The sequence below is a fragment of the Nonomuraea sp. NPDC005692 genome, assembly GCF_040631115.1.
Classification (GTDB): domain Bacteria; phylum Actinomycetota; class Actinomycetes; order Streptosporangiales; family Streptosporangiaceae; genus Nonomuraea.
In genome coordinates this window covers 26,654-47,618 of the sequence record NZ_JBEXYU010000024.1, presented here as the reverse complement: position 1 = coordinate 47,618, position 20,965 = coordinate 26,654, and the positions used below count along the sequence as shown (strand labels likewise).

Genomic DNA, 20,965 nt, shown 5'->3' with positions numbered 1-20,965 from the left:
AGGCTCGCCCATCATGACGAGACACAGCGACATGGGCGGCTGGTAGCCCGTACGGCATGCGGAAGGGCCGAACCCCGGTAGGGCGGATCCGAGGGGTTGTCGCAACGCAGTGATCGGTTACTGACTGCAAGCAGCAGAGCGAGACGCTCGGCTGGGGGTTCCAGCCGAGCGTCTGTGCGCGCTTCGGTAGCCGCGAGACATCGCGCCTGGGCCGGCAACCCCGGATGGCGCTACGAACGCCGCCCGGCCGGCGTTTCAGGAAGCCGGCCGACTACTTTGCCCTCGGAGTCCAGCACCTTGATCACCGGTTTGTCGTCACCATCGATCTCCAGCACAATCCTTGGACGTCCTCGCGAGTCGCTGAGCACTAGAAACGCTCCTTCTGCAGTGCTGCAGCCGAGCTGGACACGAGGCGGCATGGCGGGCACTTGGTCTATCGGGAGCGCTGGATCAGGCATGTGCTTCATCTCTAGCAGCGCTGCGCCGTGGACGCCCTCCCACCGAGTGACCATCGTGATCGCCTGCGCGTTGGTGTAGTCGAGTGAGAGGCTGGCCCCGACAGAGGAGGCAGTGATTCCTCCTTTCTCGTTGCCGTCCCCATTATTGAAGATCAGATAGGTGCCCTGTGGCCCCTGGCGTTGGTCGGCGGGGTACGTCTTGCCTCCGATGATTATCGGTGGCTAGCTCGAGCTCGCCAGAAAACGCTGTCGGCCGCGGCGGTCTACCACCCGGAACGACTCTCGGGCCTGCTGGCCGGAGGACTCCGCTCGGGCGGGTCCGCTGCCCGCCATCACGGTCACGCCACTCGCCAACAGCGCGGCCGCCGTTCCGATCGCGGCCCGCCGATCACGTTGCTCCATCTCCCGGTTTCCCTTCCTCTGTGGAGGGCAACCAGTTGATCATCTGAGCGTGGCTGTGTCCCTACGGCATGCATGAAGATCACGGGTGGGGATAGCCCCCTACTGATGGATCCATATCGTCACGTCACTTGCCGGGAACTCCTGACACCGGCGCCTACACCCTTGCCACAGTGCGCTCTCACCCCTTTCTGTGAGCGTTTCGCGCTCTCATCCCCGACACCGTTCCTAGGTCAGCCCCTGATGTGCCAAGAGCTCGGCGAGGCGCTTCTGCGGGAGTGTCCCACCCAAGTCATGAGGGATCCCGCCCGGCACATCGGGCACCAGGGCCGCCCCGATCGGGGGTTCAGGTCGGCGCCGCCGCCTCGCCGTGCGGACAGCAGGGCCGCGTGCGCCGGTCGCCGGCGGTGGTGCGGGTCTGCTGGCGGACGGCGTCCTCGCGGACCTGACCAGGTCGGCCAGGTCTCCGCTGCGGGCCATGGCAGTCAGATAGCCGGCGAGGTTGCGCGGGGCGTGCTGGCGCTGGACGGTGACCACGATCTGCCTGGCTTCGTCCTCCTCGACGCCGAGCTCGTCCATCGCAACCTGGACGGGCCGCACAGACCGTCCCGGCCGTGCCGGTCCTGATGATGAGGAGTTTGAGGGCACTGAGGGGATGGGGGCCGGCTCTTCCGGACACTTCGGTCGCTTTCTCCGGACCCTTCGTCCTGGTTTTCCGGACCCTTGGCCGGTGGCGAAGGGTCCGCCTTTCCTGGACCCTTCGCGATGCCGACATCGGCCTGGGGTTCGGCCGTGGTGTCGCGTGGTGTGGGTGGTGGGCGCCAGGTGCGGGATCTCGAAGACCGCCCGGCGGCCGTGATGCTTGGTGCTGACGCGCTGGAGCGCCCTTGCTGATCAGCAAGTTGATCACTTCGAGCGGTCGCGCCCGGCAGCGCGCCGGGCTTGCGGATCAGGACCTCCAGATAGTGGTCCAGCTCCAGGCGCCGGCCGCCCTTGGCGAACAACCGATCGTGCTCGGCCACGACCTGCTGCCCGTCATAGACGATCAAGTGGGAGGCGTGCAGCATCACCCGCAGCTGGCGGCCGATGAACCGGGCCGGGGCCGAGTAACGGTTCGTCCGGACGGTGATCTGGCTGTAGCGATCGACCCGGACCGGGAGCAGCAGCCCCGTCTCGAACGGCTCCTGCGAGACCGTCCGCAGCAGCGGCCGCTCGATCACGAAGTACTCGCCGACGGTCCTGGCCCGCGCCCCAATCCGCCGGCCCTCGTCGGCCTCGTCCCAACGGTCGATCATCTCGTTCAGCTCATCCAGCGAGCCCACCTCTGGAATCGGGACCAGGTGATTGCGGCGGAACCAGCCGATGTCGCCCTCGACCCCGCCCTTCTCATGGGCGCCCTTGATCCCCGGCTGACAGTAGAACGCCTCGACCCCGTAGTGCTCGCGAAACGCCGTCCAGCGGGCGGACTCCGTCCGGGCCCGAGTGAACCCCAGCACCGCGGAGACCGCGGCCTTGAGGTTGTCGTAGCGGACCTTGCCCGTCGGAACTCCGCCCAGCACCCTGAAAGCGTGGACGTGTCCCTCGAAGAACGCTTCCTGCCCTCCGGTGGCCAGCACCCGGTGGACCGCTTGCCCGAATACGACAATCGGAACGAGAACAGGAAGCACTTCACCTGCTCGCCCGCGATCCGCACCGTCACGTCCCCGAAGTCGACCTCGGCCTCGACTCCCGGCAGATGCGACTGCGGGATGAACGCCTCCGGCGGACCCCGGCCTGCCTCGACCCGGATCTCACCCCGCCGGTGAGCGACATGGGCGCGGACGATCTGATACGAGATTTCCATCGCCTGGTGCTCATCCACCAGCCGCGCGAAGATCCGCTTCGCCGTGTGCCGCTGCTTGCGCGGCGCATCCAAATCGGTCCGCAGCATCTCGTCGATCAATGGTTGAACTGATCCAGCCGACTCGCCCGCGGCGCCATCTTCTTCCTCGGCTCCGGCCACGGCTGACGCAACGCCTCAGCCACCGTGTTCCGGCTGACCCGATACTTGATCGCGATCTGCCGACCCGGCAGCCCTGCACGAGAACCCCGGCGAATCGCCGCGAATACCTCCACCTTGGACTGGGGGTGTGTCACCAGCGTCTCCTCACACGGAGTAACGCTTCGATACTCGCACCGCTAACCCTCAGATGGCTCTGGAATTCGCTGACACGGCTCCATCCCCACCGAGCGCCACAGAGCCACTGACCGACATCCGGCTCTCAAATTCACCTACAGAGCCAGACATGCCGAGCTCGCGCACCTCGTCGATACGGCCTTGCTCGACCAGCAGTTCGGTGAGGCGCTCAACGGCTACAACTGTGGCCGTCTCCCGCGTGCGCCGGAGCGACCACCTGGCCGCGGATGGTCGCGTACGGCTTCCGCGGCCGTGAAATCGGCTCGCTGCTCGGCGAGGGGATCGTGTGCAGGCCAGACTGGCGGACGACGCGGCGACCGCGATCATGTTCGTGCTCGGCGCGCCGGCTGTGGCCGGCGTCCTGTGCCTTGGTGAACGCGAGCGCGTCAGCGGGCCGGGTACCTACGCCCCCGTTCAGGACGCGGACGCCAACCGCGTCCGCTCCGGAGAGCTGCTGCTGAGGCCACGATGGAGCTGTGGAGCAGCCGTACGGGTGTGGAGTACGGCTGCAAGGACTCCAGTGCGACTCCTGGTTCCTCCGGAACCTACCGGCCCTGACGCGGTAGCCCGTATTCTGCTGTCAGCTTCCCCCCGCAGCCGGAGAACAGATGCCGACCACGGTCGAACGCGTCGCCGAGGTATGGTCCCGGCAGGCCGACGCGTCCTGGTCGTCCGGCTCCGGCTACCTGATCGCCCCGCGCCTGCTCATCACCTCCACGCACGTGCTGTCCGCGACGGGCCGCCCCGGACCCGGGGCTGAGATCAAGGTCAGGACCGCCGACAGGACGCGCCTGTGGTCCGCCGCGTGCACCTGGTCGGCGGCCGACCCACAGGTGGACGTCGCCCTCCTGGAGATCACCGACGACGACTGGGCCGATCCTCCCGTCGCGCCCGTGCGCTGGGGACGCCTGGTCAGCCGCCGGGCCGAGGTGGTCTGCCAGGCCTCGGGCTTCCCCGAGGTGCTGGCCCAGCCGGACGGCGTGCGCGAGCGCGATCAGGCCGGCGGCCGGGTGAACCCGGAGGCGGGCGCCAAGCAGCGCCGCTATCACCTCCAGGTGCTCAACCCGCCCAAGCGCACAGGTGCCGGGTCGCCGTGGGCAGGGATGTCCGGTGCCGCGCTGTTCGCCGATGACTTGCTGATCGGCGTGGTGGTCGCCGACCACCAGGGGTACGGCGGAGCCAGGCTGCTCGCCACGCGGGCCGAGGCCCTGTTCGCCGAGCCCGGTTTCCTCGACGCGATCGCGGTGCCGGCGGTCCTCGAATCAGCCGAGCTGGCCAGGTTGTTCTCCCCTCCGGCCGACCGGCGCCGCCCGCGCTCTCCCGCGGCGCTCCTGCGCGCCGACGCCGAGGCGGTGCGGTGGTTCACCCCGAGGGACGACGAGCTGGCCAGGCTCGTCGGCTGGTGCTCCACGGACGAGATCTTCGACGCCCGGCTCGTCTTCGGCGCCGGGGGGCTGGGCAAGACGCGGCTCGCGCGCCAGCTCGTCGCCCATCTGCGCCGCGAGGGCTGGGTGACCGGGCAGGTGGTGGCCGAGAACGCGGCGGCGCTGCCGGAGGAGCCTCTGAGCCGGTTACGCTCGTGTGACCTGCCCCTGCTGCTCGTGGTCGACTACGCCGAGACGCGGCCCGACGTCGTCCGCCGGTTGATCGAGAACGTCGGGATCGACGACGGCAGCGCGGTGCGCGTGTTGATGCTGGCGCGCTCGGCCGGGCAGTGGTGGCAGCGGCTGACCGCGAAGTCCGATCTGATGGAGTACGCCCTCGAACTCGCCGAGCTCCACCCGCTCACCGGCCTGCCGACGTGGACGGGAGCACGCGAGACGGCGTTCAGGGAGGCGGTGGTCGACATCGCCGCCCAGCTCCATCGGGTGTCGGGCCTGCAGGAGACGTGCTGGACCGACCTGGCCGCCCAGGTGGCGCCGCCCGATCTGGGCGGCCCCGGCTACGGATCGCTGATGCGCCTTCATCTGAGTGCCCTGGTGGGGTTGCTGCAGGCGGGGCCCGCACCGGCCGCCGCGCGCAGCCGTACGCCGCACGAGAAGGTCCTCATGGTCCACGAGAACCGCTACTGGCGGCGTACGGCGGACGCGGTGGGCCTCGCCTTCCTGTCGGACGACACGCTGCGCAACACGGTGACGATCGCCACCTTGTTCGGGGCGTCGAGCAAGTCCCAAGCCGTGGCACTGCTCAGCCACGTCCTCGGTCTGCGTGACCTCGGGGAGAACGAACTCCTCGTCGTCCACCAGTGGCTGAGCACGCTCTATCCGTCCCAGGAGGGGGAGTGGGGGCCCTTGGAGCCGGACCGCCTGGGTGAGTATCTCGTGGGAACCCACCTGCGCGAGTGGCCCGACCTGATCGACGAACCGCTGGCCGCCGCCGCCCCCACCCAGCTTCACCAGGCCTTCCACGTGCTGGCCCGGGCGAGCGGCGATCACCCCCACGTCGGACGGCTGCTCAAGGAGCAGGTGGTCGGGCAACTGGCCAGATACGGCCCCGTCGCCCTGCAGGTCGTCATCGAGACCGAGCAGCCCGGCTACCTGATCTCGGCGCTGGAGGACGGCGTGGCCGGGGTCTCCGCCTCTGACGAGGCCGCGCTGGTCGCGCTGGCGGGTTCCTTCCCCGCCGGCGCGCCCGCGCTCAACCTGCTGGTCGAGCCACTGACCCGGCTGGCCATATCGGTGTACGGCAGGCTGGTGAGCGAGGGCAGGACGGACTACCGCCCGGAACTGGCCAGGGCGTGGCAGAACCTGAGCGATCACATGCGGGAGGCCCGGCGCCACGATGAGGCGCTCGCCGCCAGGGCCGTGGCGCTGGAGCTGTACCGCAAGCTGACCGGCCTGGGCAGCGCCGCGACGGGAGGAGCCTCTCATGCGTCCTGACCACGGCTACCTCCCCGACTACGCCGCCAACCTCGTGAGCTACGCCGAGCAGCTCATGGAGGTCGAGGATCACGCGGGCGCGTCCGCCGCGGCGCGGGAGGCCGTCGAGGTCTACGAACGGCTGCGCGGCGAACCGCTCGGGCTCGCTCGCGCGCTGACCGTGCGGGCGGAGTCGGCCGCCGCGCTCGGACGGTTCGGTGACGCCATGGCCGACGCACCGTCCGCCCTGCTCGTCCTGTGGGACGCTGTCGCTGAGACGGGCAGCACGCCCGTTCTGCGCGACGCCCAGCTGCGCGTGCTCCTCCTGCTGACCGACGTCCAGCTCCGCGCGGGCCTGGCCGCGGAGGCACTGGCTACGGCCGAAGGCGGCCTCGAGCTGCTCGCGGGGTCCAGGAGCCGCAGGAGGGCCGGCGAGGCGAAGTTCTCCGCGCTGAAGGCGCAGGCGCTGCGCCTGCTCGGGCGCGACGGCGAGGCAGCGGAGGTCATCGAGGAACTGGACGACTCCCGCCATTCTCCCCATGAGGCCGCCTTCTCGTACGAATACCCCGATGAGGCGGTCGCCTTCTATCGTGGCCTCGCCGAGCACACCCCGGAGTCGGCCCTGCCGGCGCTCGCGGCGGCGCTCACCGAACGCCGCGGCAGGCAGCGGAGCCAGGGCGATGACGAGGGCGCTCTCGCGACGGCCCGCGAGATCGTGGACGTCCATCGGCGGCTCGCCGCAACCGAACCGGACCCTTACCAGATCCATCTCGCCTACGCTCTGGCGGCGCAGGCGGAGATCGAGCGGGGGGTCGTCCCGGACGAGGACAGGGCCGGGCTCGACCGGGTCGCCGCTCTTCTGCTCGAGGCCGCCGAGCTGCTGCCGAGCGACCACGAGGACCGCGCCAGGTTCATGGTGGCGGCGACCGTCGAGCAGTCGCCGGACGCCGCGATCTCCGTCCTGACCCGGCTCATGCACGAACAGGACGGCCTCGCGGCCCACTCGCTGTTCGTCTACGCGACGCTCGGCGATCTCCTCGTCGACCGGTTCCAGCGTGTCGGCATGGACGCAGACCTCGAGACGGCCATCGGGGTGCTGCGCGAAGGGCTCGCGGTCGTGCCCGAGGCCGAGCCGGAGCGCGACGTCCTGTGGATCAGCCTGAGCGGGGCGCTGCGGCTCAGGTACGAGCGATCGGGGTCGCTCGCCGACCTGGACGAGTCCATCAGCCTGGTCAGAGCGAGCCTGGAACTGTCCGCCGGCGTGACCGCCCCCGCCGAACTCGGCCTGCTGCTCTTCCACCGGTTCCTGGCGGTCGGCGAGCAGGCCGACCTCGATGCCGCGATCGAGCTCATGCGGGGGGTGGCCGCGGCGATGCCGGAGGACTCCGCGGACGCCCCGCTGATCGCCGGCCGTCTGGCCGACATGCTGGGAGCCCGTTTCGAGCGGTCGGGCGAGCCCGATGACCTGCGCGCCTACCTGGCGGCTGCCACGGAGGTCCTGTCCGGCACCCCCGCCGACGCGCCCGAACATCCCGTGGCGCTCGATCGGCTCCGTCACGCCGTGTCGTGGACGTACGAGGCGACCGGGGAACCCGCCGTCCTGGACCACCTGCTCGACCTGACGCGCAGGCTCGTCGCCCTCGACACGCCCGGCACCCACGGAGCCCTCGCCCTCGTGCAGCTCGGCCACGCCCTGGAGGAACGCTTCGAGCGTTTCGACAACCCCGGCGATCTCGAAGAGGCCGTGGACATGGCCCGCAGGGCGGTCGGCGCGATGCCGGAGGGCGACCCGGACCGGCACTGGGCCTTCGCCCTGCTCGCGAAGGTCCTGCTACGACGCTCGTGGTCCGCCGGGATCGCGGACGACCTGGACGAGGCCGAGGCGCTGATCCGGCTGGCGGCGGCCATCGCCCCTCAGCAGGCGCGCCGGCAGCACGAGGCGTTCATCGACACGCTGCGCGAAGCCCGGTTCCGGCTCACCCGTGACCTCGCCGACCTCGGCGCGCAGCACCGCGGGCGCTGGGAGCGCTCGGGAGACCCGGCTGCCTTCGAAGGCGCGCTGGAGGCGTTCGCCGCGATCGCCGGACGGCTCGACGAGCCGATCGCGGAGCGCGTGCTGGCCTGGCAGGAGTACGGGCGGCTCGCCGTGGCGGGCGGTGCCTACGAGCGCGCGCTCGGCGCGTTCCGCGCCGCGATCGAGCTGGTGCCGCTGGCCATGTCGGACCGGCTCTGGCATGCACGGGGGAGGCGCGAGGACAGCCTGACCGAACTGGCCGGCGACGCCGCCGCGTGCGCGCTGGAGACGGGACGGCCGCAGGAGGCGCTCACGCTGCTGGAGCAGGGACGCGGGCTGCTGCTGTCGCAGGCCCTGGGCGTACAGGAGGATCTTCGCACGCTGCGTGCGCGCGCACCTGAGCTGGCGGAGCGGCTGTCGGCGCTGCGGATCGCAGTGGACGAGCCATCGTCACGCGAACCCGGAGGCCGGGCGGCGGAGGAGTTCGAGCGGCTGGTGGAGGAGGCACGCGCCCTGCCCGGCATGGCGGGTTTCCTGCGCCCGCCGGCGGTCGGCGATCTCCTCCAGGCCGCGGCCGAGGGGCCCGTCGTGGTTCTGAACGTGAGCGGGCACCGCTGCGACGCGATCGCGGTGACGACGGACGGGTTGCTCGTCATCCGCCTGCCTGGCCTCGATCGTGCGGCGGCCACCGAGCGTGCGCGCCGTTTCCTGACCGAGCTCACCACCGCCTACCGACCGCTGCGTGACCGGCTGGGCCGGGAGCAGTCGCTGGCCGAGACGCTGGGCTGGTTGGCGGAGGTCGTGGTCGGCCCGGTGCTGGAGGCGTTGCGGCCGCACCTGCGCGCAGCCGAGGGCATGCCGCGCGTGTGGTGGGTGCCGACGGGGCCGTTGAGCGTGCTGCCGTTGCACGCGGCCGGGTGGCTCCCGGAGACTTCCGCCATCGACTCGGTCGTCTCCTCGTACACGGCGACGATCGGCGCGCTGACGCGTTCCCGTTCGGCCACGCCCGCGGACCGACCGCGTTCGGCCCTGGTCGTACTGCCGCAGGCTGCGGAGAGCCCGATGCGGATGCCGGGGGCCGAGCGGGAGGCGCTCACCGTCGCCCGCCTCCTCAGCCCCGCCGTCGTCCTCGAGGGAGAGCAGGCCACCAGGCAACACCTCCTGCAAGAGCTGCCGGGCACCGACGTCCTGCACTTCGCCGGCCACAGCAGCACGGACGCCGACGACGCCACAGCCGGCTCGCTCCTGCTGTCGGACGGGCGGCTGCGCCTGCGGGACATGGCCGCGCCCAGCCGCCTGACGTATCTGTCCGCCTGCACCACGGCGGCGCCAGGTGCCGCCGGCGAGCCCATCAACCTGGCGGTGGCGGCGCAGCTCAGCGGCTCCCAGCAGGCGATCGCCACGCTGTGGGAGGTCGACGACCGCGCCTACGCCGACCTCGCACAAGCCTTCTACGAGGAACTCGCGGACGCGAACGGAACCCTTGACGTGGACCGCTCGGCGCGAGCCCTGAACGCCGCCGCCCGCCGGCTGCGTGAACGTTACCCGCACATCCCCTCGCTGTGGGCCGCACATGTCCATGTCGGCCGCTGACCACGATTGGAGCCCCATGACCGACGACCAGTTCGCCGACCTCAGCGCCACCATCAGGCAGATCAGGCGGGAGCTCACCCGAGCCATGCACGAGGGCGAGGGTCAGGAACTGCTGTTCGGGCTGGGCCCCGTGGAGCTGGAGTTCCTCGTGGACGTCAAGAACGAGGTCAGCGGCGAGGGCGGCGTCAAGATCAGTGTCATCTCGGTCGGAGCCAAGAAGGCCAAGGGCCGGTCCAGCTCGCACAAGATCAAGCTCACCCTGAACCCCGTCGACGTGGACGGTAACCCAGCCCGCGTCGCAGCGACGGGCAAGTCATCGATCCCCGATGCCTGATCCTCAGAGCCGCGGCGGGGCAGGCGCGCCCGGCAACGTTGCCCGGCTGGAGGACCTGCGCACCGCCCGGCCACGGGCGTTGAGCGAGCTCGGCGACACCCTGCGCGCCTACCACCGGTTCGCGCTCGAGCCGTACTGGCCGGCCATCCGCGCACGCGTCGACAGCGACACCGCCCGGCGCCGTCAAGCCCTGCGCGAGGAAGGCGTGCACCACCTGCTCGCCACCTTTCACCCGATGATGCGCCGGCGTTTCCCGGCACTGACCTCCCCGGCCACCCCTCCGGCGCGCCGTGTAGGGGGCCGAGCCGAGCGCGTAGCCGGTTCCGGGTCCACGCACGACTGCGTAGGCGAGCGCATCCGGGACGCGGCGCACCACGATCCGCGGCGCCCACAGCCGGTAGGGGGTGCGGGCGGCCGGGACACGGTGCGCGTACGGGGGCATCGCCGCGGCCAGCAGCCTCAGCGGCACCGGCCACACCGGGACCGCTTGGGCGCGCACGCCGACGCCCATCCCAGGCAGCACCAGTTCGGCGCTTTCGGCCCGCGGCGGCGCGAGCCCAGGGTCGCCGCCCGGGCCGGTGTCCGGCAGAGGGCTGCCGTCAGGGTGGTAGACCACCAACCGGGCGGCGCCGCCGCTCAAGTCCGCGCTCACCGCGGCGCCCGCCCGAAGGACGGACTCCAGCAGCCGCGCGGCCGCCAGCCAGGTCCCGGCGGAGCGGACACTCCCAGCGCGGGAACGGGCGCGGGGGGCCGGCGTGGCACAGGCGCAGGCTCAACCGGTTCTGGCGCCGCGTCCTCGTGCGTGACCGCGTCAGCCGGTACCGGGACGGCAGGTACCAGCGCCAGACGGGCCAGCAGCGCCCACGCGGCGTCCGGGAACGAGCCGCGCTTGCTGAAGGAGTTCAACGCGCCGAGGGGATCCATGCCCGCGGGCAGCGGCTTGATCGCGGGCACCGCCCGGACAGGGGCGGCCGGCCGTGGCTGGTCTTCGGTGACGATCAGGGCCAGCAACGCGCGGGCCGCCTGCTCGCGGGCCGCGCTCTTGCTCAGCCCTCTCCCGCCGTCTGAAGGTCCCGGCCCCTGGTCCGGCAGGTTGCCTGGCAGGTGTACAGCGGCTGCGTGCCGCTGAACCCGTGCGACACCTTGAGTGTCAGGTCGGTGATCAGCTCGATCTGCGCGCGCTCGTTCAACGCGCTGATCGGATGATGATCGGGCGGCAGCGGCCCCACCTGTGTTGCCGGCGGCGTCCCCGGCTGCGGCGCGGGCGAGGGGGAGCCGGCCGGCGCCTTGCAGGTCATCCCGTGGACGTGCGACGCCCCGGCCACCATCGCGGCCCTCATCGACATGGGGATCGACGGCATCATCACCGACTATCCGGACCGGGTCCGGCAGATCATGGCCGAGCGCGGCATGCGCCTGCCCAAGCCCTACGTCAAATAGAGGCTCTGTTGGGCCGTCGTGCCGGTCCGCGGCCGGCGTGGAGAACCCCCGTCGGCCGCACCCTCACTCTCCGAATATCTCCTTGCGGAGAAGGTGGGACGTCTACCCGTCCGAGTTCAAGGCCGACGCCGCGCGACATCACGACCACCGGCGCCGCCGAGGCCCCGTAACCCCGGGCAGGGCCGGAGGCGGGCGGCGGTGACGTGCGGGGGATGTGACGTCAGCTGAACTGCCACCAGTTCATGTTGAACAGGTAGCCGCTTCCGCCGGTGAACTTCAGGTACAGGTCGCGGGTGCCGGTCGCGCCGCTGACCGGGCAGGACACGGTGGTCCAGGTCTGCCAGCCGCCTGTGCCCGGCACGGTGCACGTCCCGGCCGACGGGCCGTTTAGGCCGTCGAGGCGGAGTTCGAGTCTGCCGCCGCTGGAGGCGGAGGCGACCCGCGCGGTGAAGGTCCTGGGGCCGGCGCCGAACGCGACGCCCTTGACCTTGATGTGGTCGCCGTTGTCGATCCAGCCGACGTTCATTCCGCCTTCGCTGGAGGGCTCGGTCTCGATCCCGGACTCCCAGGCGATCGTCTCGGCCTCCTGGCGGACGTACGGGTTGAGGGTGCCCACCTGGGGCGCCCCGGCCGCGGTCATGTTGATCGTCGGGATCGTGCCGCCGGAGCCGTAGGCGAACTTCTCCACGGCCACCGAACGGGTGAAGCCGCCGCCGCCCGGCAGTGCGCCGTTGTGGTAGAAGAAGTACGAGCCGCCCTGGTAGTCAACGATGCCCGCGTGGTTGGTGAAGCTGCCGCCCTGCGTGGGCATGATCGTCCCCCGGTAGGTCCAGGGCCCGGTGGGGCCGGGGGCCGTGGAGTAGGCGATGAACTCCGAGCAGCACTTGGCCGCGAACACGAGGTAGTACAGACCGTTGCGTTTGTAGACCCAGGGCCCTTCCTCGAACAGCGTCGGGCGGTTGGCGTCGCCCGTCCTGGTGCCGAATCCCGACGTGGTGAGCGGGATCTGCGTCGCGCTTCCCGAGTACGAGGTCATGTCGGCGTTCAGCTTCACGTACCAGAGGTGCGGATTGCCCCAGTAGAGGTAGGCCTGCCCGTCGTCGTCGATGAAGACCGTCGGGTCGATCTCGCCGTTCTCGATCAGCGGCCGTCCGAGCGCGTCCCTGAACGGCCCGGTCGGACTGTCGGAGACGGCCACCCCGATGGCCATCCGGCCGGTCGCCCGGTTGGTCGTGGGCACGTACCAGTAGAACAGGCCGTTCCGGTAGATGGTCTGTCCCGCCCAGGCGTCGGACTTGGCCCAGCTGAAGGTGGTCAGGCTCAGTGGGGATCCGTGGTCGGTCCAGTTCACCATGTCGGTGGAGGACCAGACGCGCCACTCCTTCATGGTGAACCAGGTCGAGCCGTCCTCGTCATGGCCGGTGTAGAGATACACCCGTCCGTTGTGCACCAGCGGCGCCGGGTCGGCGGTGTAGACGGTCTGGATGATCGGATTGTCCGCGCTGGCGGGGTGGGCGGGCAGGAAGGCCACGAGGCCGAGCAGGACCAGCAGCCCTACGATTCCGCGTCCGGCTCTTGTGGTGGCCGGCAACCGTAATGCCGTTCTCACGATCGCTCCCGGGATGACGGGTCAGGTACGGGTCCAGCGCTGGTTGGCGCCGCCGTTGCACGACCAGATGGTCAGTTTGGTGCCGTTGGCGGTGGCGTTGTTCGGCACGTCCAGGCACTTGTTCGCACCGACGGCGGTGATGGAGCCGTCGGCGTTGAAGCGCCACTGCTGATTGCTCTGGCCGTTGCAGTCCCAGATGATGACGTTGGTGCCGTCGGTGGTTCCACCGTCGTACACGTCAAGGCACTTGCCGCCGTAGACGCGCAGTTCGCCGCTCGCGGTGGGCGTCCATTGCTGGTTGGTCTGGCCGTTGCAGTCCCAGATCTGGGCCTGCGCGCCGTTCGCCTGTGAGACGCCGGTGACGTCCAGGCAACGGCCCGAGCCCACGCCTTTGATCTCCGTCCCGCCGGAGGGTTCGCCCTGCGGCTGGCCGATGCTGCCGGGAACCGATTGCAGCGCCGTGTACCAGGCGGCGGCCATCTTGTCGTAGCCGCCGGCGGTCGGGTGGATGCCGTCGATCAGGTCCGAGGTGGTCAACTTGCTGTGCAGGTCGACCAGGTGGACGTGCTTGCCACTGTTCGCCTTGCTCTGGATGATGCCGGGGATCGCCGCGTTGAAGGTGCGGGCGGCGGACTCCTGTCCGGCGTTGGACAGCGGGATGATGGTGGCGACGAAGACGTCGGCGTCCGGTACTGCCGCGGTGATGTGGTCGATCAGCGTGGACAGCCGTTGCGGAGCGCCGGCCACGTTGTAGTTCTGCAGGATGTCGTTGGTGCCCAGGTGGAGCAGCAGCGTGCGCGGCGTGTACGTACGCAGCCAGCCGGTGAGGTTCGCGTCGATCTGGTCGATCCGCCAGCCTGGGTGGCCCTCGTGATCGTGATCGCCCAGGCTGGCGGGCCCGTTGAACTGTGAACCGACGAGGTCGACCGTGTAGCGGCCGCCGGTCAGGCGCTGCCACAGGCCGATCCGGTAGCCGCCCGGCACCTGCGTGCCCTCGGTGATCGAGTCGCCGAGGGGCATGACCCGTATCCCGCCGTTGGACTCGGCTCCGGCGACCCCCGTCCCCATCGCCGTGCCGGTCGCCAGCAACGCCGCCACCGTCAGCACGGCGGCCCGCCATCGCCTCCAGGTACGCATGCTCACCCTCTCACGATCGGCTGCGAGTCGGCCGATGACGCCCGGCTGACGCGTCGCGCGCCCTTGAGGCGGGCGGGCCGGGCATCGACTCCGCTGTCGGCTGGGACATCGGGACCTCCTGTGGTCATGTTCGCTGTCGCTGACATCGCGCCGGCGTCCGGCGTCCGAGGCCCGGCCGGGGCCAGGGGCATCACGTCAAGGTCCACTTCTGGTTGGTGCCGCCCGAGCAGCTGTACAGCTGGAGCCCGGTGCCGTTGCCGTTGCCTGCGCCGACGGCGTCGAGGCACAGCCCGGACTGGAGGCCGGTGATGGTGCCGTCGGAGTTGACGCGCCACTTCTGGTTGCCGCCGCCCCAGCAGGAGTAGATCTGGATCTTGGCGCCGTTTCCGGTGCCGGCGGCGTCCAGGCATTTGCTGCCGTACACCCTCAGCTCTCCGGCTGAGGTCTGCGTCCACTGCTGGTTGGTGCGGCCGTTGCAGTCCCACAGCTGCACGGCGGTGCCGTCGGCGGTGCCGGCGTTGGGCACGTCCACGCAGCGGCCGGAGGCCACGCCCTTGATCTGACCTGCGGGTGGTGGGGTCGGCGTGGTGGTGGACGACCCGCCGTCCAGGCCGAAGAAGCGAATGGCGTACGCCGCCATCCCCGGGTGGGGCAGGTCGTGACCGGCGCCGGTGATGGTGTACGCCTCGACCTGCCCGGAACCGAACACCCGCCGCGTCCAGCCGGACTGCGGGCTGTCGGTGGAGGCGGGGGTCTGGCCCACTCCGTGGACGTTGGTCCACTGGTCGACCTCCTCCTGCAACATCGTGTACGGCAGCACGGAGTCGGCGGTGCCGTGCCAGGCCATCACGCGAGGCCGGGGCCCGGCGTAGCCGGGGTAGGCGTTCCTGACCAGGTCCCCCCACTGCTGCGGCGCCTTGTCGCCGCATCCGGCCGGCCCGAGGCAGCCGTAGGGGACACCGGAAAACGGCGCTCCCGCCCTGAACACGTCGGGGTAGGTGGCGAGCAGGTTGCCGGTCTCCATCGCCCCGGAGGAGAAGCCGGTGGCGAACACCCGCTGCGGGTCGCCGCCGTAGCGTTGCAGCACGTAGTTGGTCATGGAGACGATCGACACCGGGTCGCTGCCGCCGCCGTGCCGCAGGGCCTCGTTCGACCACACGTCGAAGCAGTTGGACAGGCCGTTGGCGGTCTTGTTCGCCTGCGGATAGATGACGATGAAGCCGTACCGGTCGGCCAGCGAGGCGAACTCGGTGCCCTGGTGGAAGCCCGGAGCCCAGCCGTTGCAGCCGTGCATCGCCACCAGGACGCCCGGCCTGGCCGCCACCCTGTCGGGGACGTAGAGGTACATCCGTAGTCCGCCGGGATTGGTGCCGAAGTTCGTCACTTCGGTCAAGGCCGCCGCCGAGGCTCCCGGAGCAGTGGTGAGGAACATGGCCAAAGCGGTGGCCGCCGCCGTGATCACAGCCGCCAGAGCGGCTCCGAGGCCCGCGCGTCTTTTTCTGGGCGATTCGCCTGGTTTCATGCATCCATCTCTCGTTTGTTAGCGCTAACAAATCGCTGACCGGTCGAGCTCTTCCGGGCCGATGGAAGGGACGGAGGGAGCAAATACGAGCCGGAAAGGCACTGTCAAGAGCGCCTTGGCGCGCGGCGGCCGGAGAAGGCGGCCGCCGTGCTCGCTCACCTTGACTTATCGAGGCGGACCGGCGAAAGCGTCGCCATGAAACTTTCATCCCCTCCCGCGACAGGAGCTGACGAACTCCCCGCACACCAAGTGGGACGTTGTAGCTGGCGGCGCTCGTCGCGATCGGGGTCAATACGCTCGGCTGGATGCTGCGGCCGGTGCTGTACGAGAACGTGCCCGGCCTGTTCCTCGACAGGTACGCGGGCGTGCTGGCTGGTCTGCGCGGCCTGCCCTGGCCGCGCTCGCGCTCCAGACCGCCCCCGCCGAAGCCAAGCCCTGGACGACCTGGGCCTGGCCGGCGCGCTGGCGAACGCCCTCCAATGGCATAGGTCGTCGCCATGAACTGCACGAGCTGGTTTGATGGAGGCGCGGCCGCACAATACTGGAAGTGCGCCCTTGATCCAGCGCGCGATCCATACCATCCCTAGCGGAGAACACAATGGCAGCAGGACGTTCTTCAATCGCCCGCGTTCTTCTCACTACGATCCTCCTGATCGGGGGATGTGGGCTCCCGTCCGCGACGATCAGAGTCGATTCGGTTCTTCTCGGTGATGTGCGCACCATCGGCAAGGTGCTTGCGGCAGTGGAAGGTGTCAGCGAAAGTGATCACATAAAGCAGGTTTCAAACTTGCTGGTGATTGACGTTGGGGCAACGAGTGGTTCACAAGCGCTCGACAAAGCCGTCGAATTTTTGATCGCCCGGAAATGGGCGATCGCGACGGAGAACAGGCCCGCCATCGTTCTTCTGAACTCAACGGTGCACAAAAACACTTCGGTGGCTGTGCGCCCCTTTCATCCTGCGTACTTCGAGGATTTTCCCGACGTGCTGCAGCGGCTACGTGGATCGTCTGTTGACGAAAATTCTCTTGTCTATCTCGACGTGTCCGCGATCGATGGATAGCTCGAAGCGGCAACCTCGACACAGATGAGTCTCGCCTCTCCTCATGCCAACGGCACGCGCTTCCGATCAGCTGCAATCGATGCACCGGCGGACGACCGGTTCCAGGTAATCGGCGTGCGGGCTGTTCACGTCCGGTTCGATGCCTTGGTCGTGGTCTGCCGTATCAGTTCACGGGTCGCAGGATGCCCTCGTCAGCGACCGTCTGCCGGGGTGGCGACATCCTCCGCCCCTTCGGCCTGGCCGGGGCCGCGCTCACGGGGTGGTGCCCATGCCGTACTGAGCCGCCTGCAACGACCACAGCTCCGCGTACTCGCCACCGAGCTTCAGCAGCTCCTGGTGGGTGCCGCTTTCGGTGATCCGGCCGTTCTGCAGGACGAAGATGCGGTCGGCGTGCTGCACGGAGTGCAGGCGATGGGTGATGAGGATGACCGTGCGTCCACCGGCCAGGGCGCGTACCCCGGCGAACGTCTCGGCCTCGGCGCGAGGGTCGAGGGCGGCGGTCGGCTCGTCCAGGACCAGCACGGGCGCGTCCCGGAAGTACGCGCGGGTGACCGCGATGCGCTGCCACTGCCCGCCCGACAGGTCGACCCCGCCCTGGTACTCGGGGGCGAGCAGTGTGTCCCAGCCGTCCCGCAGGGAGGCGATGAGATCGGTGGCGCCGGAGGCCGCGGCAGCGCAGGCGAGCGCTTCGGGGGTGGGGCCGGTGGTGTGGCGGCCGATGGCGACGTTGGCGGACACGGTGAAGGGCCATCGTTCGTAGCCCTGGGACAGCAGGGCCACCTGGTCGAAGAGCTGGGTTCGGTCGAGGTCGGTGGTCGGTGTGTCGTCCCAGGTGACCGATCCGGATTCGGGCAGGTAGAGGCCGGTGAGAAGTTTCGCCAGGGTGGTCTTCCCGGAGCCGTTGTGCCCGACCAGGGCCACGATCTGGCCGCGGCCGATGGCCAGGTCGACGCCGTCGAGGGCGGGCTCGTCGGCGCTGGGGTAGCTGAAGCGCAGGCCGCGTGCTTCGATCAGGTCGGGACCATCGGCCCGCCGCAGGCCGGCGCCGTCGCGGGGGATGGCCAGTCGTTCGGCCTGACGGCAGGCAGCGGCCCAGTCCTCGGTGTAGAGGCCGTGTTCGAACACGTTGTTGATCGAATAGATCAGGGTGCTCAGCTGGCTGGTGCCGGTCTGGATGGCCAGGACGGCAGTACCGGCGGCGGCCAGGTGCATGCGTCCGGTGATCAGGAGCCAGCCGAGCACAACGTAGGTGGCGCCCGTCGTCAGGCCGCTCAGCGCCCCGGCCAGCAGCTCGCCTCCGGCGTCGGCGCGGGCGAGGCGGGCTTGCTCCCGCGCCGAGCGCAGGGCCATCCGGTCGTGGTGGCGGAGCAGGAAGTCCCCGGCGGCGTGTGCGCGGATCTCCTCGGCGGGGTCGGCTCCGATCAGGAGCTGGGCAAGGCTGCGCTGCTGCCGTACGGGAGTCAGCCACCGCAGGCGGGAGGCTTTGCGGCGCAGAGTGGAGCGCACCAGCGCCCAGGCGCGCGGCAGGATGATGAGCGGCAGCAGCGGAAGCAGCAGGGGGTGCAGGACACCCAGGACGCCGGCGGCGGCAGTCATGCCCATCAGCGCTTTCAGCATGCGGATGACCTGGTCGATGACGATGTCGATCCACCCGGCCCCGTACTGCGCGGCCTCCAGGAGATCATGAAAGTGGGCGCCCTGGAAGTGCAGGAGTTCGACGTTGGCGGCGCGGCTGAGGAGTTCGTCGTAGGCCAGGTGCTCGACCTTCGGCTGGAGCCGGCCGGAGGCGGCACCGGACCAGGCGGTCAACACCGCGACGCTGATGCCGGCGGCCGCGACCAGGACCAGCGCCGGTATGGCGGCCTTGACGCGGTCGGGGGTGGGACCCTCGGCGAGGATCTGCTGCAGGACCCGGTTGGTGGCCAGCAGGCCGAACGCGGTCGCGGCGCCGACGATGAGCTGGCAGGCCACGACGATCACGAGCGCGGCCGGGTCGGCTCGCCAGGACAGCCGCAGGCAGATGCCGATCAGCGAGGGCAGCTTACGCATGATCACGCCGAAGCCGACCGCCAGGTCGGCTTCGTGCCGCGCCCAGCCCATGCTGTATTGGAAGCCGCCTCCGAAGATCGGATCCGTGGCGGGTTCCTGCACGGCGGCCTGCTGCCCGGTGTGGTCGGCAGGGGGAGGATCAGATTCGGACCTTACCGTCACGGACGAGGCTCCGTTCTCTCGGGGAGTGGTTCTTCCGCTCGCCGTCGGCGTCCCCTCTCGCCCGGGTGGCGACGCGGGCACCCCGTTGTCCTGGCTGCTGGAGGGCCTTGCCGGGTGAGGCGGTCGCAGGCTCACGGTGGAGTGCGGCGGGCAGATCCCGAAGACGAGCGGTCTCGTGATCGATGTCACCCGGCATCTGCTGCGTGGCTGAGCGGGCGCGATCCGGGCCATGAAGGCGGCCCTGGAACGCCCCCACGAGCGCAATGCCCGTACGTCAGGCGGCGCCGCTTCCGCTGTGTCCACCGCCCGCCTGCTGCTTGGTGGGCAGCGTCGGCACAACGGTGACGACCGCAGGGACGTAGGGCGAGCCTGGGATCCACTCGCGAGTCCATGGTGCGGCCCCGTCTGCCGCGACGCGTTGTAGCGCGATGCTGGTCCAGGCCAGTGCCGGCGTCAGCACGATCATTCCCGCGGCGGCTGCCCGGTTGATGGCGCTCATGGGGGTCATGCGATCACCTCAACACGCACGCGCCCCACCCGGAAGACGATGGTGACGGAACCTCGTGGGCACACTATTCACGCGGGCGCGGCACTGACCTGGCTGGACAGAGGAACGGGCCAACAGGCGCAGAGCCGCGCCGAAGGCCGGCGGAACTCTTGCGCCGAGTGCGTTCTGGTAAGCGCCGGCCCGGGTCGTCGGTGGGAAGGGTGATGAGCTGCCTCATCGGCCGGTCCGCCGCCGGACAGCTCGCCGAGCGGGCATGACCGTCCTGATCGGCGCCAGGGACCAGTGGCGGGGCGATGAGGCAGCCGCGGGTCGGTGCAGTCAGGGCTTTCCCTTAAAGGTGCTGCACTCCTGTCATTTCGTTGGATGGACGTGGCGTTCGGGCTGTCGGCGCGATCGGTGACCGCAGGAGGTCTCGCCAGTCGGCGGGCCAGTTGGCCAGGGCGAGGATGCCCATGATGAGGAGTTGAGTCGGCGCGGCCCAGCTCTCCACCGCCGGGTCGTGGTTGACGATGTGGGTGGTGACCGCGCCGGTGAGCACGAACATCAGCGTCGTGGCACCTAGGAAGCGTGCTCGACGGTCGGGGATCACGAGCAGGACGGCGGCGACACCTTCCAGCGCGCCAACCACGAAGCGCATCCAGGACGGGTAACCCCAATCGACGAACTTCACGGAGTACGCAGTGCTGAATATCGTGTCACCCGGCCAGTACTTGGTCACGGCGCCCAGCGCGAACTGAAGGGCCAGGAACCAATACAGGCCGGTCTTAAGGTGTTTCGACATTTCTCATCTCTCCCGGAGAGTTGGCAGGGGTGGACCTCCGCCGGCGACTGCATTGCCAACGGAGTCTTGTTTCGGGTTTCAGCCCCGCAGCGCGGCGATGACTTTCTCGATACGCCGCCGGCGCGTCTCGGGTTTCTTCGCGCTCTCCACGGCGCGCACGTGCTCACGTTTGCGGCTGTCGGTGAGACAGTCGAAAGCGGTGCGGGCGGCCGGGTCGTCGTCCAGGGCCCGGGCCAGGTCGGAGGGCTCGACGACGACGCGCGGCCGGCTGTCGAGCTCCACCTCGACCTCAACCTCGTCGCCGATCGTGACACCCGCGGCCTGCCGGTTGGCGTTGCTGAGGCCGAGCAGATGGCGGCCGCGCATGAGGGCGACCCGGCTCTTCCAGCTATGCCCGTTGACGGTGATCGTCACGGGCGGCCGCGGCCCACCGCCGAGCGCTGCTACCACCTCGGGCGGAACCTTCAGGCCTCGCATGGGCTCGGGTGGCTCGACGTGGGCCCAGAACTTCATGATCCGTCTCCTGTTGTTCTGCCGGCTCACCGGCTGCTCCGCGTAGGACTGGTCGGTTCACCGGGCGCTGTGGCCGAGACTCCAGATGTAGCCGCTGAAGCCGCTGCCTTCCGGGTCCGTGCCCACCTGGTCGGCGAGACCCGCGCGACCGTGGAAGCCGACCGGCGAGGACCGTCCGATGCGAAGAACACCGAGATGCCGTAGTCGTTCTTGATCTGCCGGCCGAGGCCCCCGCTCTCATGCCTTGCTCCTTGCACTTCAGATGTATACGTGCCGGACATCTGGGCCAGGGCCCGGCTGTCACATCGGCGCGTGTTCGCCGGTCAATTGGTATGACAGGACCGGATGGAGG

The 20,965-nt window shown here is 69.8% G+C and carries 15 protein-coding genes; 6 read left to right on the top strand and 9 right to left on the bottom strand.

Translation table 11 applies throughout. The features are described from left to right. Positions 1-1,342: 1,342 nt before the first annotated feature. Complete coding sequence (locus ABZ459_RS36140; protein WP_357980059.1) at positions 1,343-2,524, bottom strand: hypothetical protein; 1,182 nt, start codon at positions 2,522-2,524, stop codon at positions 1,343-1,345. Positions 2,525-2,592: 68 nt separating this feature from the next. Between ABZ459_RS36140 and ABZ459_RS36135 the strand changes: the two genes are divergently transcribed. The 4 genes from ABZ459_RS36135 to ABZ459_RS36120 all read left to right on the top strand — a co-directional run bounded on the left by ABZ459_RS36135 (position 2,593) and on the right by ABZ459_RS36120 (position 9,832). After that, complete coding sequence (locus ABZ459_RS36135) at positions 2,593-2,811, top strand: hypothetical protein (protein WP_357980056.1); 219 nt, start codon at positions 2,593-2,595, stop codon at positions 2,809-2,811. Positions 2,812-3,641: 830 nt separating this feature from the next. Beyond that, on the top strand, positions 3,642-5,912 hold the full coding sequence (locus tag ABZ459_RS36130; protein ID WP_357980053.1) for a serine protease: 2,271 nt from the start codon (positions 3,642-3,644) through the stop codon (positions 5,910-5,912). Further along, positions 5,902-9,498, top strand: a complete 3,597-nt coding sequence (locus ABZ459_RS36125) for a CHAT domain-containing protein (protein WP_357980050.1) — start codon at positions 5,902-5,904, stop codon at positions 9,496-9,498. Before ABZ459_RS36130 ends, ABZ459_RS36125 begins: the two co-directional genes overlap by 11 nt. A gap of 16 nt (positions 9,499-9,514) precedes the next feature. Further along, positions 9,515-9,832, top strand: a complete 318-nt coding sequence (locus ABZ459_RS36120) for a trypco2 family protein (RefSeq protein WP_357980047.1) — start codon at positions 9,515-9,517, stop codon at positions 9,830-9,832. A 1,046-nt stretch (positions 9,833-10,878) separates the two neighbouring features. On the opposite strand, the gene ABZ459_RS36115 is transcribed toward ABZ459_RS36120, so the two are convergent. Next, complete coding sequence (locus tag ABZ459_RS36115; RefSeq protein ID WP_357980044.1) at positions 10,879-11,022, bottom strand: hypothetical protein; 144 nt, start codon at positions 11,020-11,022, stop codon at positions 10,879-10,881. 97 nt (positions 11,023-11,119) lie between these two features. Between ABZ459_RS36115 and ABZ459_RS36110 the strand changes: the two genes are divergently transcribed. Continuing rightward, complete coding sequence (locus ABZ459_RS36110; protein WP_357980041.1) at positions 11,120-11,272, top strand: glycerophosphodiester phosphodiesterase family protein; 153 nt, start codon at positions 11,120-11,122, stop codon at positions 11,270-11,272. Between the two features lie 220 nt (positions 11,273-11,492). On the opposite strand, the gene ABZ459_RS36105 is transcribed toward ABZ459_RS36110, so the two are convergent. From ABZ459_RS36105 to ABZ459_RS36095, 3 genes are all read right to left on the bottom strand, one after another. Further along, the gene (locus tag ABZ459_RS36105; RefSeq protein ID WP_357980038.1) at positions 11,493-12,881 is read right to left on the bottom strand and encodes a glycoside hydrolase family 43 protein; all 1,389 of its coding nucleotides are present in this window, start codon (positions 12,879-12,881) and stop codon (positions 11,493-11,495) included. A gap of 21 nt (positions 12,882-12,902) precedes the next feature. Further along, on the bottom strand, positions 12,903-14,018 hold the full coding sequence (locus ABZ459_RS36100) for a lectin (RefSeq protein WP_357980035.1): 1,116 nt from the start codon (positions 14,016-14,018) through the stop codon (positions 12,903-12,905). 190 nt (positions 14,019-14,208) lie between these two features. Next, a complete protein-coding gene (locus tag ABZ459_RS36095; RefSeq protein WP_357980433.1) occupies positions 14,209-15,450 on the bottom strand; it encodes a PHB depolymerase family esterase in 1,242 nt (413 codons plus the stop codon). A 688-nt stretch (positions 15,451-16,138) separates the two neighbouring features. Here ABZ459_RS36095 and ABZ459_RS36090 point away from each other — a divergent pair. Beyond that, complete coding sequence (locus tag ABZ459_RS36090; protein ID WP_357980032.1) at positions 16,139-16,600, top strand: hypothetical protein; 462 nt, start codon at positions 16,139-16,141, stop codon at positions 16,598-16,600. 252 nt (positions 16,601-16,852) lie between these two features. Here the strand turns inward: ABZ459_RS36090 and ABZ459_RS36085 are convergent, their stop codons facing one another. The 4 genes from ABZ459_RS36085 to ABZ459_RS36070 all read right to left on the bottom strand — a co-directional run bounded on the left by ABZ459_RS36085 (position 16,853) and on the right by ABZ459_RS36070 (position 20,613). After that, the gene (locus ABZ459_RS36085; RefSeq protein ID WP_357980029.1) at positions 16,853-18,751 is read right to left on the bottom strand and encodes an ABC transporter ATP-binding protein; all 1,899 of its coding nucleotides are present in this window, start codon (positions 18,749-18,751) and stop codon (positions 16,853-16,855) included. A 334-nt stretch (positions 18,752-19,085) separates the two neighbouring features. After that, positions 19,086-19,310 (bottom strand): hypothetical protein, encoded by a 225-nt coding sequence (locus tag ABZ459_RS36080; protein WP_357980026.1) that lies wholly within the window; start codon positions 19,308-19,310, stop codon positions 19,086-19,088. A gap of 340 nt (positions 19,311-19,650) precedes the next feature. After that, positions 19,651-20,100 (bottom strand): DoxX family protein, encoded by a 450-nt coding sequence (locus ABZ459_RS36075; RefSeq protein WP_357980023.1) that lies wholly within the window; start codon positions 20,098-20,100, stop codon positions 19,651-19,653. Between the two features lie 78 nt (positions 20,101-20,178). After that, complete coding sequence (locus ABZ459_RS36070; RefSeq protein ID WP_357980020.1) at positions 20,179-20,613, bottom strand: YdeI/OmpD-associated family protein; 435 nt, start codon at positions 20,611-20,613, stop codon at positions 20,179-20,181. Positions 20,614-20,965: the final 352 nt, after the last annotated feature.